This window comes from Streptomyces sp. T12 (assembly GCF_028736035.1).
Taxonomy (GTDB): Bacteria; Actinomycetota; Actinomycetes; order Streptomycetales; family Streptomycetaceae; genus Streptomyces.
The window spans coordinates 5,194,998-5,210,431 of the sequence record NZ_CP117866.1 but is presented as its reverse complement, the minus strand read 5'-3'; the positions used below and the strand labels follow the sequence as shown (position 1 = coordinate 5,210,431).

Annotated in this window: 11 protein-coding genes and 2 tRNA genes; 10 read left to right on the top strand and 3 right to left on the bottom strand. The window is 72.0% G+C overall.

Annotated elements, in window-relative coordinates:
• The first annotated feature begins 118 nt into the window (after window positions 1-118).
• The 3 genes from PBV52_RS23345 to PBV52_RS23335 all read left to right on the top strand — a co-directional run bounded on the left by PBV52_RS23345 (window position 119) and on the right by PBV52_RS23335 (window position 4,129).
• Window positions 119-1,285, top strand: a complete 1,167-nt coding sequence (locus PBV52_RS23345; protein WP_274240831.1) for a lipid-transfer protein — start codon at window positions 119-121, stop codon at window positions 1,283-1,285.
• Between the two features lie 146 nt (window positions 1,286-1,431).
• Window positions 1,432-1,992 (top strand): SigE family RNA polymerase sigma factor, encoded by a 561-nt coding sequence (locus tag PBV52_RS23340; protein WP_274240829.1) that lies wholly within the window; start codon window positions 1,432-1,434, stop codon window positions 1,990-1,992.
• A gap of 493 nt (window positions 1,993-2,485) precedes the next feature.
• Window positions 2,486-4,129: a long-chain fatty acid--CoA ligase gene (locus tag PBV52_RS23335; protein ID WP_274249524.1), complete on the top strand. Its 1,644-nt coding sequence runs from the start codon at window positions 2,486-2,488 to the stop codon at window positions 4,127-4,129.
• A 207-nt stretch (window positions 4,130-4,336) separates the two neighbouring features.
• Here PBV52_RS23335 and PBV52_RS23330 read toward each other — a convergent pair whose 3' ends face one another.
• Window positions 4,337-5,539, bottom strand: coding sequence for an MFS transporter (locus PBV52_RS23330; RefSeq protein WP_274240828.1), 1,203 nt, complete (start codon window positions 5,537-5,539; stop codon window positions 4,337-4,339).
• A gap of 136 nt (window positions 5,540-5,675) precedes the next feature.
• Here PBV52_RS23330 and PBV52_RS23325 point away from each other — a divergent pair, with 136 nt between their 5' ends.
• Window positions 5,676-6,254 (top strand): TetR family transcriptional regulator, encoded by a 579-nt coding sequence (locus PBV52_RS23325; RefSeq protein ID WP_274240827.1) that lies wholly within the window; start codon window positions 5,676-5,678, stop codon window positions 6,252-6,254.
• Between the two features lie 100 nt (window positions 6,255-6,354).
• On the opposite strand, the gene PBV52_RS23320 is transcribed toward PBV52_RS23325, so the two are convergent.
• Both PBV52_RS23320 and PBV52_RS23315 read right to left on the bottom strand, forming a co-directional pair.
• Complete coding sequence (locus tag PBV52_RS23320; RefSeq protein WP_274240826.1) at window positions 6,355-10,779, bottom strand: PAS domain-containing protein; 4,425 nt, start codon at window positions 10,777-10,779, stop codon at window positions 6,355-6,357.
• Window positions 10,780-11,067: 288 nt separating this feature from the next.
• Window positions 11,068-11,595, bottom strand: a complete 528-nt coding sequence (locus PBV52_RS23315) for an SSI family serine proteinase inhibitor (protein ID WP_274240825.1) — start codon at window positions 11,593-11,595, stop codon at window positions 11,068-11,070.
• Between the two features lie 213 nt (window positions 11,596-11,808).
• Between PBV52_RS23315 and PBV52_RS23310 the strand changes: the two genes are divergently transcribed.
• The 6 genes from PBV52_RS23310 (at window position 11,809) to PBV52_RS23285 (ending at window position 15,432) form a co-directional block, all read left to right on the top strand.
• A tRNA-Ser gene (locus PBV52_RS23310) sits at window positions 11,809-11,899 on the top strand.
• A 208-nt stretch (window positions 11,900-12,107) separates the two neighbouring features.
• Window positions 12,108-12,180, top strand: a tRNA-Arg gene (locus PBV52_RS23305).
• 228 nt (window positions 12,181-12,408) lie between these two features.
• Window positions 12,409-12,714, top strand: coding sequence for a hypothetical protein (locus PBV52_RS23300; protein ID WP_274240823.1), 306 nt, complete (start codon window positions 12,409-12,411; stop codon window positions 12,712-12,714).
• Window positions 12,715-12,719: 5 nt separating this feature from the next.
• Complete coding sequence (locus PBV52_RS23295) at window positions 12,720-14,021, top strand: hypothetical protein (RefSeq protein WP_274240822.1); 1,302 nt, start codon at window positions 12,720-12,722, stop codon at window positions 14,019-14,021.
• Window positions 14,018-14,758: a hypothetical protein gene (locus PBV52_RS23290; protein WP_274240821.1), complete on the top strand. Its 741-nt coding sequence runs from the start codon at window positions 14,018-14,020 to the stop codon at window positions 14,756-14,758. The genes PBV52_RS23295 and PBV52_RS23290 overlap by 4 nt, the downstream gene beginning before the upstream one ends.
• Window positions 14,759-14,778: 20 nt before the next feature.
• A complete protein-coding gene (locus tag PBV52_RS23285; RefSeq protein WP_274240819.1) occupies window positions 14,779-15,432 on the top strand; it encodes a hypothetical protein in 654 nt (217 codons plus the stop codon).
• The last annotated feature ends 2 nt before the right edge of the window (window positions 15,433-15,434 follow it).

Here is a 15,434-nt window from a genome sequence, read left to right as displayed (position 1 = left end):
GTGCCCGGGCTGGGGCGGCAGTCAGCGTGCCGGTGCAGGCGGCGGATGGCGTGCCGGCTGGGGTGACGGAGAGCGTGCCGGCGAGGGCCGCGGGCACTGCATCGTCGGAGGGTCCCGCATGAGTGTCCGCGCGCGGGACGCCCTGGCCGGCCGGGCGGCGATTGTCGGTGTCGGGGCCACCGAGTTCTCCAAGGACTCGGGACGCAGCGAACTCCGGCTGGCCGTGGAGGCGGTGCGGGCCGCCCTGGACGACGCGGGGCTGACGCCCGGGGACGTGGACGGGATGGTGACGTTCACGATGGACACCAGCCCGGAGATCACCGTGGCCCAGGCCTGCGGGATGGGCGAGCTGTCCTTCTTCTCCCGGGTCCACTACGGCGGCGGCGCGGCCTGCGCGACCGTCCAGCAGGCGGCGCTCGCCGTGGCCACGGGGGTCGCGGAGGTGGTGGTCTGCTACCGGGCGTTCAACGAGCGGTCGGGGCGGCGCTTCGGGTCGGGAGTACAGCACCGGGAACAGTCGGCGGAGGGGGCGGCGCTCGGCTGGTCGCTGCCGTTCGGGCTGCTCACGCCGGCCTCCTGGGTGGCGATGGCGGCCCAGCGATATCTGCACACGTACGGGCTGACGCCGGAGGTGTTCGGGCATGTGGCCGTCGTCGACCGCAAGTACGCGGCAACCAACCCGGCCGCGTACTTCCACGGCAGACCCATCACCCTCGCCGACCACGCGGCCTCGCGCTGGATCGTCGAGCCACTGCGGCTGCTGGACTGCTGCCAGGAGACGGACGGCGGCCAAGCGCTCGTCGTCACGACCGTCGACCGGGCCCGTGACCTGCCCCGTCCGCCGGCCGTCATAGCGGCGGCGGCCCAGGGCGCCGGCCGAGGGCAGGAGCAGATGACGAGCTTCTACCGGGACGACCTCACCGGCCTGCCGGAGATGGCCGTGGTGGCGCGGCAGCTGTGGCGGACGGCAGGGCTGGGGCCGGGGGAGATCGACGTGGGGATCCTGTACGACCACTTCACTCCTTTCGTGCTGATGCAGTTGGAGGAGTTCGGGTTCTGTGGAAAGGGGGAGGCCGGGGACTTCGTGGCCGAGGAGCGGCTGCCGCTCAACACGCACGGGGGGCAGCTCGGGGAGGCGTATCTGCACGGGATGAACGGCATCGCGGAGGGGGTGAGGCAGGTGCGGGGGACGTCCGTGAACCAGATATCCGGGGCGGGGCGGGTACTGGTGACGGCGGGTACGGGCGTGCCGACGTCGGGGCTGGTTCTTGCTGCCGACGGGTGACCCCCAGGGGTAATCCCGCAGTATGTGTCCCCCGCTCGTCCACCTTCAGGAGGTGGAGTCAGCCCCACCCCTACAACCTGAGGCGGACGATGCTTCGGCACCTGCGGCCGATCCGCTGAGGCAGGGGCCGCTCATAGCGTGGAGCCATGACCACACCCGTCTGCACCAGCGCTTCCGACGCCGCGACGCGGTCCCTGCCGAATGCGACGTATCCCTCCTTCACGTCGTACGTGCGGGCCCGCCAGCCGGTGCTGCTGCGTACCGCCCGGTCGCTGACCGCGAACCCGAGCGACGCGGAGGACCTGCTGCAGACCGCGCTCACCAAGACGTACGTCGCCTGGGAACGCATCGAGGACCATCGCGCGCTCGACGGCTATGTGCGCAGGGCGCTGCTGAACACGCGGACCTCGCAGTGGCGCAAGCGCAAGGTGGACGAGTTCGCCTGCGACGAGCTGCCCGAGCCGGAGCCCGCGCCCGGCCACGACGACGATCCGGCGGAGCGGCAGGCGCTGCACGACGCGATGTGGCGCGCGATCACGCGGCTGCCGGCGAGGCAGCGGGCGATGGTCGTCCTGCGGTACTACGAGGACCTCAGCGAGGTCCAGACGGCCGAGGTGCTCGGGGTCTCCGTCGGCACGGTGAAGTCGGCGGTGTCACGAGCGCTCGGGAAGCTCCGCGAGGACCCTGAGCTGGGGCTGGTTCGCTAGTGCCGGCGCTGGGCCGACGGTGAGGTGCCGAGGCCGGAATCGCGCGCCGTCCCTGGTATCCACAGCGCCGACCCTGCTGCCTACAGCGCCGTCCCTGTAACCCACCCGTGCCGACCCTGTCACCCACCGTGCCGACCCTGTCACCCACCGCGCCGTCCCTGTAACCCACGCCCCCCGTCGGCGCCACCACCCCACCCGGCCGGACTCCACCCGGCCGTCCCCCACCCAGCCCCACCCCACTTCACCCAACCTCACCGTGACCTACCCCACCCCGATCTACCCGCCCCCGATCCGCACCCGCGACCCACCCCGCCCCTGATCCCACCCCGATCGAGCCCGCCTCCCCCGTTATCGTCACGTCCCCATGAACGCAACGTGACATGATCGATCGCCCGGCCCTAGTGACATACCGCGCGGTATGCGCGCAGAATCTCCGCAACCCTTACTACCGCGTAGGCAATGTCGCCCCCGGGAGGACGCCGTGCTGAGCACGATGCAGGACGTACCGCTGCTGATCTCGAGGATCCTGACCCACGGGTCGACGATCCACGGCACATCGCAGGTCATCACCTGGACCGGAGAGGCCGAGCCGCACCGCCGTTCCTTCGCCGAGGTCGGTGCGCGTGCGGCCCAGCTGGCGCATGCCCTGCGCGAGGACCTGGGCGTGGTCGGCGACGAGCGGGTCGCGACGCTGATGTGGAACAACGCCGAGCATGTGGAGGCGTACTTCGCGATCCCCTCGATGGGCGCGATCCTGCACACCCTCAACCTCCGCCTCCCGGCCGAGCAGTTGGCCTGGATCGTCAACCACGCGGCCGACCGGGTGGTCATCGCCAACGGTTCGCTCCTCCCCCTGCTCGCCCCGCTGCTGCCGCACCTCAAGACGGTGGAGCATGTGGTGGTGTCGGGGCCGGGTGACCGTTCTGGTCTCGCGGGTGCGTCCGTGCAGGTGCACGAGTACGAGGAGCTGATCGCCGGCAAGCCGACCACGTACGACTGGCCGGAGCTGGACGAGCGTCAGGCCGCCTCCATGTGCTACACCTCCGGGACGACCGGGGACCCGAAGGGCGTCGTCTACTCCCACCGTTCCGTCTACCTGCACTCCATGCAGGTCAACATGACCCAGTCGATGGGGCTGACGGACCAGGACACGTCGCTGATCGTGGTGCCGCAGTTCCACGTCAACGCGTGGGGACTGCCGCACGCCACGTTCATGACCGGCGTCAACATGCTGATGCCGGACCGCTTCCTCCAGCCCGCGCCCCTCGCCGAGATGATCGAGGGCGAGAAGCCGACCCACGCGGCCGCCGTGCCCACCATCTGGCAGGGCCTGCTCGCCGAGCTCACCGCCAAGCCCCGGGACGTCTCCACCCTCGGCCAGGTCACGATCGGCGGTTCGGCCTGTCCGCCCTCGCTGATGGAGGCGTTCGACAAGCTGGGCATGCGGGTCTGCCACGCCTGGGGCATGACGGAGACGTCGCCGCTCGGCACGGTCGCCCGTCCGCCGGCCCACGCGGTCGGCACGGAGGAGGAGTTCGCGTACCGGCTGACCCAGGGCCGTTTCCCGACGAGCGTCGAGGCCCGCCTCACCGGCCCCGGCGGCGAACGCATCCCCTGGGACGGCGAGTCGGCCGGCGAGCTGGAGGTGCGCGGCCCCTGGATCGCGGGCGCCTACTACAACGGCCCCGACGCCGAACCCCTGCGCCCCGCCGACAAGTTCAGCGAGGACGGCTGGCTGAAGACCGGCGACGTCGGCACCATCTCCCCCGACGGCTTCCTCACCCTCACCGACCGCGCCAAGGACGTCATCAAGTCCGGCGGCGAGTGGATCTCCTCGGTCGAGCTGGAGAACGCCCTGATGTCCCACCCGGACGTCGCCGAGGCCGCCGTGGTCGCCGTCCCCGACGACAAGTGGGGCGAGCGCCCGTTGGCCACGGTCGTCCTCAAGGAGGGCGCCACCACCGACTTCGAGGCCCTGCGCACCTTCCTCGCCGACGAGGGCAAGATCGCCAAGTGGCAGCTCCCGGAGCGCTGGACGGTCATCGCGGCGGTGCCGAAGACGAGCGTCGGCAAGTTCGACAAGAAGGTACTGCGCAGGCAGTACGCCGAGGGCGACCTGGACATCACCCAGCTCTGAGGGGCGAGGCCCTGACGGGCAAGCCCTGACGAGCGAACGGCGGTCGGGACGAGCGAACGGCGGTCGGGACGGGTGTACGGCGGTCGGGACGGAGCGGGCTCTTCCGCGCCCCGCACCTGTCCCGGCCACCGTTTCCCGCCGACCGCCGCCGACTTCATATCCGTGCGGCTCCTTCATATCCGTGCGGCTCCTTCGCTGCCATACGCCTCACCGCCGCACCGCAGTGAACCCCCACCCCAACACCAGCCAAACCCCCGCCACCGCGCACACTCCGCCCCAGCCCCACTGCCCGAAGGCGAAGCCCGCCAGGGCCGAGGCGGTGGCGCCGCCGGTGAAGCCTGCGACGACGTAGGCGCTGTTGGCGGTCGCGGGAGAGGTGGTGGTCGTCAGGGCCAGGGTCTGGTTGGCGACGTGGGAGGCGACCAGGGCGGCGTGGATGGCGACGGCGGCCACGAACAGCGCGGCCATCACGTGCCCGCCCAGCCAGAACAGCGGCACGGAGACGGCGGCGAGCAGATACGCGGACCGTACGACCTTGGCGGCGCCGAAACGGTCGACCAGGCCCCCCGCGAGCGGCGCCACGACGCTCGCCGACAGTCCGAAGAGGCCGAAGAGTCCGGCGGTCGCGGTCGAGAGGGCGTACGGCTTCCCCGTCAGCAGCAGGGCCAGCGAGGTCCACAGGGCGCTCCAGGCGCCGTACATCCCGGCCTGCCGTACGCATGCGCGCCACAGGTCGGGGGAGCGGCGCACCAGGCCCGGCATCTCGGTGAGCCCAGAGAAGAGGCCGCCGAGGCCGCCGGCGCGGCGGGGGCGTTCGGCCGGCAGGACGGCGGCTGTCAGCAGGCCGAGTACGGCGGTGAGGGCGGCCGCGCCCACGAACACCCACCGCCAGCCGAAGGCCTGCCCGGCCAGGCCGCCGAGGACGCGGGCCGCGACGATGCCGGTGAACAGGCCGGCGATGACGGCGGCGACATGGCGGGCGCGGCGTTCGGCGGGGGCGCGTTCGGCGACGAGCGGGACGAGCAGTTGCGGGACGACGGTCGCGGCGGAGGCGACGAGGACCGCGGCCGCGAGCGTGCTGGTCCCGGACGCCGCCGCACCCACGGCCAGGGCGGCCGTGGTGGCCAGCGACAGGACGGCGACCAGCGGACGTCGGCTCACGCGGTCGCCGAGGGGGGCGAAGAAGAGCAGGCCGGCGGCGTAGCCGAACTGCGCGACCGAGGCGATCCAGGCCACGGCCGAGGGGGCGGTCCCGAAGTCCTGGGCGATGACCGAGAGCAGCGGGGCGGCGAGATAGATGTTGGCGGCCGTGACGGCGGAGCACAGGGCGATGAGGGGGAGGAAGAGGCGTGACGTCTTCGTCTGTGGGGTGGGCGTGCGGAGACGGCGAGCTGGGGTGGTCGACTGCATGAGCGGAGCGCTTCCTTCGAGCCTTCGAGGGTGCTCTAACAACTAACTGGTTGGTTGGATGTCTGCCGAACAGTCTGCGCCGCGCCCGCCTCCCCGTCAACCAAACAGTTGGTTACTTACCCGCTACCCTGATCCCATGGCAGTAAGGGACCCCGAGGCCACCAAGGCCCGGATCTTCGACGCGGCGGTCGCCGAGTTCGCCCGGTACGGCATCGCGGGCGCCCGGATCGACCGCATCGCGGCCGAGGCCAAGGCCAACAAGCAGTTGATCTACGCCTACTTCGGCAACAAGGCGGAGCTGTTCTCCCAGGTCCTCGGCCGGTCCATGGTCGACCTCGCGGCGGCCGTCCCCGTCGACCCGGACGACATCGAGGGCTGGCTGGACCGGCTGATGGACTACCACGCCGCCCACCCGGAACTGCTGCGCCTCCTGTACTGGGAGGGCATCCAGTACGGCACCACCGAACTGCCCGACGAGACCGAACGCCAGGACCACTACGCCCACAAGGTCGCCGCCGTCCAGGACGGCCAGGACCGCGGCGTCATCACCGACGCGATCCCAGCCCAGGACCTGCTGTTCCTGCTGGTCGCGATGGCCAACTGGGCCACCGTCGTGCCTCAGATGAGCCGCATCCTGGTGGGCGGCGAGGACGACGACCGCGACCGCCTGCGTGCCTCGGTCAAGGAGGCGGCGCGCAGGCTCATCGCGCGCTGACGTACGTCAGCCGGTACCGCGTCCCGACGTACTTCACGAGGCGACGGGCCTGCCATGCGTCACGACGCACCTCACAGGCCATGCGTCACGACATACGCCTTCAGTTGGTGCCGATCCGCGACAGCAGGTCCACGATCCGGGACTGCACCTCGCCGCTGGTGGACCGCTCGGCGAGGAACAGCACCGTCTCGCCGGAGGCCAGCCGCGGCAGGTCGGCCTGGTCGACGGCGGCCGTGTAGACGACGAGCGGGGTGCGGTTGAGCTGCCCGTTGGCGCGCAGCCAGTCCACGATCCCGGCCCGGCGCCGGTGCACCTGCATCAGGTCCATCACGACCAGGTTCGGCCGGAAATCGCCCGCCAGCGCCACCGCGTCGGCGTCGCTCGCGGCCCGCGCCACCTGCATCCCGCGCCGCTCCAGCGTCGCGGTCAACGCCAGCGCGATCTCCGCGTGCTCCTCGATGAGCAGGACGCGCGGCGGGTGCTGCTCGGTGTCCCGGGGCGCGAGCGCCTTCAGCAGTACGGCGGGATCGGCGCCGTACGCCGCCTCCCGCGAGGCCTGTCCGAGCCCCGCCGTCACCATCACCGGCACCTCGGCCGCGACGGCGGCCTGCCGCAACGACTGCAGCGCGGTCCGGGTGATCGGCCCGGTCAGCGGGTCGACGAACAGCGCGGCCGGGAACGCCGCGATCTGGGCGTCGACCTCCTCGCGCGAATGCACGATGACGGGCCGGTAGCCACGGTCGCTGAGCGCCTGCTGGGTGGTCACATCCGGCGCCGGCCACACCAGCAGCCGCCGCGGGTTGTCGAGCGGCTCCGGCGGCAACTCGTCGTCCATCGGCTGCGGGCGCGGGGTGTCGGCGATCTCGACGGCCCCGCCCGGCCCGTCCAGCGGCTCGGGCCCCTCGGCGGCGTTCTCGTCCGGCGCGCCTATGGCGTACGACCGTCCGGCGGCTTCGGGCATCGGCGCCAGCCGCGACTGCCCGGCCTGCGACGGCTGGGACTGCCCGCCGAGCGACGGCTGCGACGGTGCGGGAGCCGGCTGCGCGGGCACCGGCTGCTCGGTCGGCGGATGCGGCCGCGCCGCCTGCTCCGCCGAGGCGCCGGTCCGCGTGGCGGGGTCGGGCGGCGTACCCAGCTTGCGGCGCCGTCCGCCGTTGGTCTGATGCGGGGGAGGCGTGGCCGACGACGGCGAGGGCTGCTGCACCTGCGCCGCCTGCCGCGTGAAGGGCACCCCCTGCCCCAACGTCCGGACACTGATCGCCCGCCCCTGCGTCGAGTTCGGGTCGACGGGTGCGCCGGGAGCGGCAGGAGCGGCGGCTTCGGCCGGGAGAGGCTGCGCCGCACGCTGCTGCTGGGCGGCCTGGGCTGTCTCCGCCACCTCGGGGGGCAGCGGGGTGCCCGGAGCCGGCGTACCGGGGGCGGGCTGGGGCTGCGCCTGCTGGGGGGCGTTCGGATTCGGCGGTACGGGAGCGCCGGCCGCGTGCGGGGGCGCGGGGGCCGCCGCAGCGAGGTCCGCCGGTACGGCTGTCCCGGCACCGGAGGCGTCATCGGCAGCGGGCCACGGCTGGGGGGCCGGGGTGCCCTGTGCCGGGGTGCCCTGCGCGGGGGCGCCTTGGCCGGGAGCCGCCTCGGCGGGGAGGGGGTGACCTGGCACAGGCTGCGCGGGGGCGGGCTGACCAGGCACCGGCTGGGGCTGACCCTGCTGCACCGGAGTCGCCTGCCCAGCAGCCGCTTCCGTGGGCTGGCCCACGGCCCGGCGGCGACGCCCGGTCGGCGCGCTGGTCGGATGCGGCTGCGGCGGGGTGTGGTCCTCGGACTGGTCGTGCGGCACGGCATCGTGCCGACCCTCGTCGACGAGAACGTCACCGGGAGCCCCCTGCCCCGGGGCCTGGACCTGCCCCGGAACCTGGACCTGCCCCGGAGCCTGAGCCTGCACGGGAGCCGGCGCCTGCCCCGGAACCGGAACCGCACCCGGAACCGCACCCGGGACCTGCCCCGGAGCCACAGGCGAAGCCGGAGTCATAGCCGCAGCCGCAGCCGCAGCCGCAGGCGTGGTCGGAGTCATGGCCGGACCCGGAGCCGGACCCGGACCCGGAGCCGAAGTCGGCTCGGCGCCGCCCTGCCCCTCCGCGCCGCCGCTGCCGTCGGCGACGGCGGTCCGGTCCGCCGCGGCGGGCGGCAGCGCGAACACCTGACGGGGCCCCGCCTCCTGCGCCTGCGCCTGCGCGGCACCGCGCTCGGCCGCCGCGGCCAGGGCGCGCCGCCGACGCCCGCTCGGCTGAGCACCCTCACCCGAACCCGTCGTACCGGCCCCGGAACCCGGCTGAGCGGGGTCACCGCCCGCAGGCAGCGCGGGCGGCAGCGCGTGCTGCTCCCCGCCGTCACGCCGGGCACGTCGCCCACTGGGTGCGGGCACTCCTTGCGGGGGTACGGTCCCGCCGAGCCCGTTCCCGGCGGCCGCGGTCCCCGCCGCATGCTCGGCGGCCGTGACGACGGCTCCCTCGGAGACACCGTCCTGGCCGCCCGTGCCGCTCTCGGCCGGTCGCCCGCGCCGCCGTCCGGTACCGCCGGAGGCCTCGCCGCCGTCGTCACCCGCACCCTGCGGGAGCTCCGGCGAGGGTGCGGCCGCGCGCCTGCGCCGCCGCCCCGTGGGCGTCGCGCCCTCGGCGTCGGTGGCCTCGGCATCGGCGCCGGGCGTGTCGCTCTCCAGGAAGGCGTCGACGGAGGACCGCCGGGCCCGCCGCCGACCGCCCCCGGCACCCTGCTCGCCGCCCTCGGCGGCACCCTCGGTCCCGTCACCGGCCTCAGCCGCAGTGCCCGCGGCGACCTCGACGGCCTCGACAGGGGCGGCGGGAACGGCCCCGGCCCCACCGCCGATCGGCACTTCGAGGACGTACGCGCTGCCGCTCATCCCCGGCACGTCGTGCGTCTGCAGCACACCGCCGTGGGCCCGCACGATGCCGCGCACGATCGGCTCGTGCACCGGGTCTCCCCCGGCATACGGCCCCCGCACCTCGATCCGTACGACCTCACCGCGCTGCGCCGCCGCCACGACGACGGTGTTGTCCATGTAACCGCCCGCGGAGACGGGCGAGTTGCCGGTCGCGTCGACCCCCGCGACATCCGCGACGAGATGCGCGAGCGCGGTGGCGAGGCGCTGCGGGTCGACCTCGGCCTCGATGGGCGGCGCGTGCACCGCGAACTGCACCCGCCCCGGCCCGATGAGCTCGACGGCCCCGTCGACACCCGCGGCGACGACGGCGTCGAGCATCACCTTCGTACGGGTGACCTGCTCGCCACCCGAGTCGAGCCGCTGGTACCCGAGGACGTTGTCGATCAGCGTCGTGATGCGCGAATAGCCGGCCGACAGGTGATGCAGCACCTGGTTGGCCTCAGGCCACAACTGCCCCGCGTCGTCCGCGGCGAGCGCGGCCAGCTCACGACGGAGTTCGTCGAGCGGACCCCGCAGCGAACGCGCGAGCAGCGTCAGCAGCTGCTCGTGCCGCCCGGCGAGGGCCTCGTACCGGTCCTTCTCCCGCTCCCCGAGCGCGGCATACCGCTCCTCGCCCGCGGCGAGCTCCTCCTCGTGCCGCTCCGTGAGCTCCTCGAGTTCGCTCACGTGCTTCTGCCGCAGGGCGGTCAGCTCGGAGGCGTGCTCCTCGGCGAGCCGCTCCAGCTCCGACGCGTGCCGCTTGTCGTCCGCCGCCTTCTCGTCGGCGAGGGCGTCGTAGGGCCGCCGGTCGGTGAAGGTCATCACGGCGCCGACGAGCTGCTCGCCGTCGCGCACGGGCGCGGTCGTCAGGTCGACGGACACCTTGTCCCCGCCCTTGGACCACAGCACCTGCCCACGCACCCGGTGCTTGCGCCCCGAGCGCAGGGTGTCGGCGAGCGGAGACTCCTCGTACGGGAAGGGGGATCCGTCGGTACGGGAGTGCAGGACGAGCGTGTGCAGCTCGCGACCGCCGAGGTCACTGGCCCGATAACCCAGTATCTGAGCGGCGGCCGGGTTGACGAGAACGATCCGCCCGTCGGTGTCGGTGCCGACGACACCTTCCGACGCGGCCCGCAGAATCATCTCGGTCTGCCGCTGCGAACGCGCCAGCTCGGCCTCGGTGTCGACGGTCCCCGAAAGGTCCCGCACGACGAGCATGAGCAGCTCGTCACCCGTGTAGCCGTAGTTGTCGTAGGCCTGCTGGCCGTTTTCGAGATTCGCGGACGTGACCTCGACCGGGAACTCGCTCCCGTCGGTCCGCCGGGCCATCATCCGGGTCGGCTTGGTCCGCCCCTGCGGATCCATGTGGTCGGGCCGCCGCATGGAGCCCGGAATCAGCTTCGAGTCGAACTGGGGCAGCAGATCGAGCAGCCCCCGCCCCACCAGAGCGGTCCCCGGCGCCTCGAAGGCCTCGAGCGCGATGGTGTTGGCATTGACGACGGTCCCATTGGCGTTGACCAGCACCAACGCATCGGGCAGCGCGTCGAGTATGGCTGCGAGGCGAGCAGCGCCTCGGGATGGCCTGCTGCTCACGAGACGCTTCCTCCCTGTTACCGCACCTTGCCGACCGCTCGGGCCATCTTGCCAACCGTCCCGCAGCGTGTCACGCGAGGGAGTCTAAGGGCTGGGGTTGCGCTCGCGACGCCGGATGAGAGGGAGGTCGCACGACGAAGTGACCCAGAACGTATGACCGCCTGTACAGACGTCCTTCCGGCCGGCCTCCGGCTTCCTTGTGACTTCCTTGCGGCTTCCTTCCGACTTCGCGAGACCTTCGCGGGAGTTTTACGGAGTCGGTGCGTCCGGTATGGAAACCGCAGTCACCTACGACCGCTGCCCTTGCGCCCGCAGGTCGGGAAGGAGCGGGACGAGCCGGTCCCATCGGGCGATCTGGCACCCGTCACTGCGGTCGTACCGCGCGTCTACGGGGCGCCCGGCCCAGGTCCCGGTGACATGCGCGGTGGCCGGCCCGCCGTACTGCATGGTGCAGAAGCCGCCCTGCGGCGTCGGCGCGAAGACGTCCTTGCCCCATCGGGTACCGCGGTCGAGCGCGGCACAGGCGCCCTCGGTATCGGGGTGGTCGCCGCCCGCCGGATGGCAGGAGAGCTCATAGGTCCGGTCGCCACCGGCGCCACCGGCGCTGCCGCCGACGTTGCGGACGGTGACGGTGAGGTGATCGCCGGAGTGGCCCAGGTCCTTGAGGGTCGGGGGCGCGAGGGGAAGGGGCGCGGCCTGGGCGTGCGCGGAGGCGGGCACGACGGCGGCGGAGCCGACGGCCGCGAGGGAGCCGGCGGCGACGAGGAGAACCCGGCGAAGGCGCCGGGCCGGGGCGGAACGGTTGACCTGCAACATGACCTGACTAACGCCGCGCGCCCTCGGACGTTGCGCACACCCCGCCCACCCTGGGCCCTTCGGCGGATGTCTCGACGTACGCCTCGACGCACGCCGGGAAGGACTTTGCCCTGCAGCCTCCCTGCCTAGTACCGTGGGAGCCGATTGGTGACACCCCGCTCGACTGTGTCATCATCTGCACGCACCACTCGCGCTCGCGCGAGCGGCTGTGCTGGAGGCGTCGCCTAGTCCGGTCTATGGCGCCGCACTGCTAATGCGGTTTGGGCCTTAAAGCCCATCGAGGGTTCAAATCCCTCCGCCTCCGCGCCTGATCACGAAGCCCCGGTCACCAGACCGGGGCTTCGTTGGTTTGCGCTGCGACGCCATACGGCCGACGAGGGGCTCTTCGGGGCATTTCCGCAGGTCACAAGGGGTGCGGCAAACGGATTTCACATGGCGGCGGCAGTCATGTAATGTTCTTCCTGTCGCCGCGAGCGGGCCGGAAGGGCCGGGAGCGGCGGAAAACAGAACAAGCACTCGTAGCTTAACGGATAGAGCATCTGACTACGGATCAGAAGGTTGCAGGTTCGAATCCTGCCGAGTGCACATAGAGCCAGAGGCCCCGGAGTGATCCGGGGCCTCTGGCGTTTTCGTCGGGGCAACCCGGGCCAGAACGGAAGGGCTTCACGTAAGCGTGACGGGGCGGGCGCAATGTCGCACAGCTCTTCCGCAATCCTGACACGGGGTCTTTGCCGTTCCATGGCAGGATCGGGCCTTCGGTTGCCGGTTGTCGTTTGCTGATGCGACTGCCGAAATGCGAACGGGGAGGCCTGCGTGGGGGATCACTTCAAGACGGACATCGATCAGCTCGCGGCGTTCACCAAGGATCTCCAGGGAGCCCATGACTCCCTTGAGCAGGTGCGGACCGCTCTGCAGCACGTGCGCGCCGACCAGATCGGTACGCCGGAGCTGGACGAGGCGTGTGACACGTTCCAGGAGCGGTGGAAGTACGGCAACGAGCAGATCAAGGAACGCATCGGCAAGCTCACCGAGGGGCTGCAGAAGAACACGGACAACTACCGCGAGATCGAGACGTCGCTCGAGGAGAGCTTCAAGCGCGCCGCGGCTGCGGGGAAGTGATCGAAGTGGCTCAGAATCCCTATGTGCACCTCGGCTGGAACCCCGTGCCGGGAGAGCCGGGCGAGGTCGAGGGGCTGCGCAACCAGCTCACCAAGTCGGCGAGCGCGCTGCAGACCGCGTACGAGAAGATCGACAGACTGCTCGGCGAGTCCAGCTTCTGGGAGGGCGATGCCGCCGTGGGCTTCCGGGAGGCCCTCGACGGTGACCTGCCGAAGTACATGAAGGACGCCCACAAGTCGCTGACGCTGGCCGCCGGTCACCTCGGCAAGTGGCACGGCGGGCTGACCAGCCGCCGGGAGCTGGCGCACAAGTACGACGTCGAGGCCGCCGATCACAAGGGTGAGCTGAAGACGGCCAACTCCCGGCACGAGACGGCCAAGCAGGACCCCGACCTGAAGCTCGCGGGGCAGACGTTCGACGAAGGCCCCGAGCTGCAGGCCGCTCAGGCCCGCCTGAACGCGGCCAACTCGCGGCTCAGCGACGCCGTCACCGCCGTCAACAACGCACAGGGCGCCCTCGACGAGGTGATACGCAAGGCGCGGGAGCTGGAGGGGACGCACGAGGCCGAGGCGCGGGACATCGCGACGAAGCTGACGGACTCCACGAAGGATCTGGCGCCCGAGGAGCCCGGGTGGCTGAGCAAGGCGCTCAGCTGGATCGGGGACAACCTCACCAACATCCTCAGTGTGCTGGCCGCGGTGGCGGGGTTGCTCGCGCTGCTGTGCACGGGGCCGTTCGGGATCGCGATGCTGCTCGCCGCGGGTGCGCTGAGCCTGGCCACGATGGGGTCCCGGCTCGCCGATCCCAAGGTGCGGGCCTCGCTCAAGGACGGGTTCACCAAGGGGGAGTTCGACGCGGACTTCTGGGAGAACTCGGTGGGGCTCGTCGGTGACGCCCTGGGGGCGGTACCGGGTATCGGGGCCGTGTCCCGTGGCCTCAACGGGGCCATCCGGTCGACGCGTTTCGCGTCCGAGGCGGTCAGCGCGGGGCAGTTCCTCGGCCGGTTCGCCGACGACACCGTCACGGCCGCCAGCCGGATCGCGACCGCGGGTTCCTACAACCCCGTCGGTGATCTGGTGGCCAAGGCGGCGGGGGGCAGCCAGGCCGTCAGAGTGGGCATGGACTATGTCTCGCCGGTCGCGGGCGTGTTCACCGCCGGGTACGGGCTGGCCGCCGAGAACATCGACGCCCTCGACAGCGACGGCGGCAAGAACACCGCCACCGGGGTCGACGCGGCCCGCGCGGGCCTGTTCGACGGCCCCGCGGCCTTCTCCGTGCTCCGCAACACCATGGCGGTACTGCGATGACCGAGGAAGCCGCCGGGAACCCGGTCCGTCTGGTGATCGACGACACGGCCAGGGATCCGAGCTCGAAGATCTGGTACGCGCTGCCGGGCGGGTACTTCGACGTTCCCATCGACGCTCTCGATCCCGCACCGGGCTCGGAGCAGGAGACGCAGCTCGCGCAGGCACTGGCGCTGATCCTCGACCTTGCCCCCGAGGACCAGCGTGACCGGTACACCGGTGCGCTGCGGGACGTTCGGTTCATGGCCGGCCAGATGCGGAGCGAAGGCGTCATCGCCTGCTCGCTCGGGATGCACTACGCGGACGACGGGTCCTCCGCCTCGTCCGTGTTCACGGTGGCGCTCAGGGAGGTCGCGTGGGCGCCGGCGAAGATCACGGCGGTTCGCGCGGTCTCCTTGCGCGAATGCGCCGAGAACGTGGAGCTGTTGACGCTTCCCGGGGGCCGGCCGGCGTCGATCACCGACACCATGGTCACCATGCCCGCCCTGGAGGGGATCCCCGGCCAGGAGCTCTACCAGTGCAATCTCTACGTCCCGGCCCCCTCGGGTACGCAGCTGGGTGTCCTGACGTTGAGCACCACGGCCGTGGACTCCCGCAAGCACTACCGCGACCTGATGGAAGGCATCGCGCACACGGTGTCCTTCCACGATCCGCTGCCGGAGATCGAGCGCGCCGCACGCGGAGACGCCGATGACGGCGCGGGCGGCGTCGCGGACGACATCGCCTCCGACTTCGGCTGACCCGGGAGGTGTGATCGACCATGGGCTTCGACAGGCAAGACTCCGACCAGCAGGGCTTCGACCAGCAGGGCTTCGACCAGCAGGGCTTCGACGGTCCGGTGGCGTGGGACACGCCTGGCACCCGGCGTGCGCTCCATCGCTGGACGGCGTGGCACCTGGCCAAGTCGCTGGGTTGGGTGGCGCTGTGGGTGGGGGCGCTGTACCTCACGCTCCTGCTGCCCACGGCGGCAGTGGTGGCCATGGTGCCGGTCCTCGTGGTGCTCGCGATCCTGGCGGTCCTGGCCCTCGGCCGGCTCAGCACGGGGTGGCGGATGCGGCGCATCCTCGCGGTCTACCCCTGGCGTCGGCAGTCCGGTGCCGTCCGGATCACCAAGGGCAAGGACGCGCTCTTCGTGCTGCCCGACCCCGACAGCCCCGGGACGACGGTCTCGCTGAAGGCGGCCGCCGGGCTCTTCCGGTCCTGGAGCCGCGAGGCGCTGAAGGACTACGACGCGGAACTCCGGTACGCGGGTGACCCGCGGTTCGCCTGCGTGGTGGCCAAGCCCGGCCTGCGCGGTCTGGGCTGCCTCGCCCAACCCACCGCCTACGGCTCCCGCACCTCCCCCCGCCGCAAGGGCCTCAGCTCCGAAGCCCGCCGTCGCGCCCGGGCCATCGGCGCGCGCGTCGCCGACTGAGG

Coding starts and splice junctions, on each gene's coding strand:
- PBV52_RS23325 (WP_274240827.1), top strand. CDS start 5,676: ATGGCAGTAAGGGACCCCGAGGCCACCAAGGCCCGGATCTTCGACGCG.
- PBV52_RS23285 (WP_274240819.1), top strand. CDS start 14,779: ATGGGCTTCGACAGGCAAGACTCCGACCAGCAGGGCTTCGACCAGCAG.
- PBV52_RS23340 (WP_274240829.1), top strand. CDS start 1,432: ATGACCACACCCGTCTGCACCAGCGCTTCCGACGCCGCGACGCGGTCC.
- PBV52_RS23330 (WP_274240828.1), bottom strand. CDS start 5,539: ATGCAGTCGACCACCCCAGCTCGCCGTCTCCGCACGCCCACCCCACAG.
- PBV52_RS23315 (WP_274240825.1), bottom strand. CDS start 11,595: ATGTTGCAGGTCAACCGTTCCGCCCCGGCCCGGCGCCTTCGCCGGGTT.
- PBV52_RS23290 (WP_274240821.1), top strand. CDS start 14,018: ATGACCGAGGAAGCCGCCGGGAACCCGGTCCGTCTGGTGATCGACGAC.
- PBV52_RS23345 (WP_274240831.1), top strand. CDS start 119: ATGAGTGTCCGCGCGCGGGACGCCCTGGCCGGCCGGGCGGCGATTGTC.
- PBV52_RS23335 (WP_274249524.1), top strand. CDS start 2,486: ATGCAGGACGTACCGCTGCTGATCTCGAGGATCCTGACCCACGGGTCG.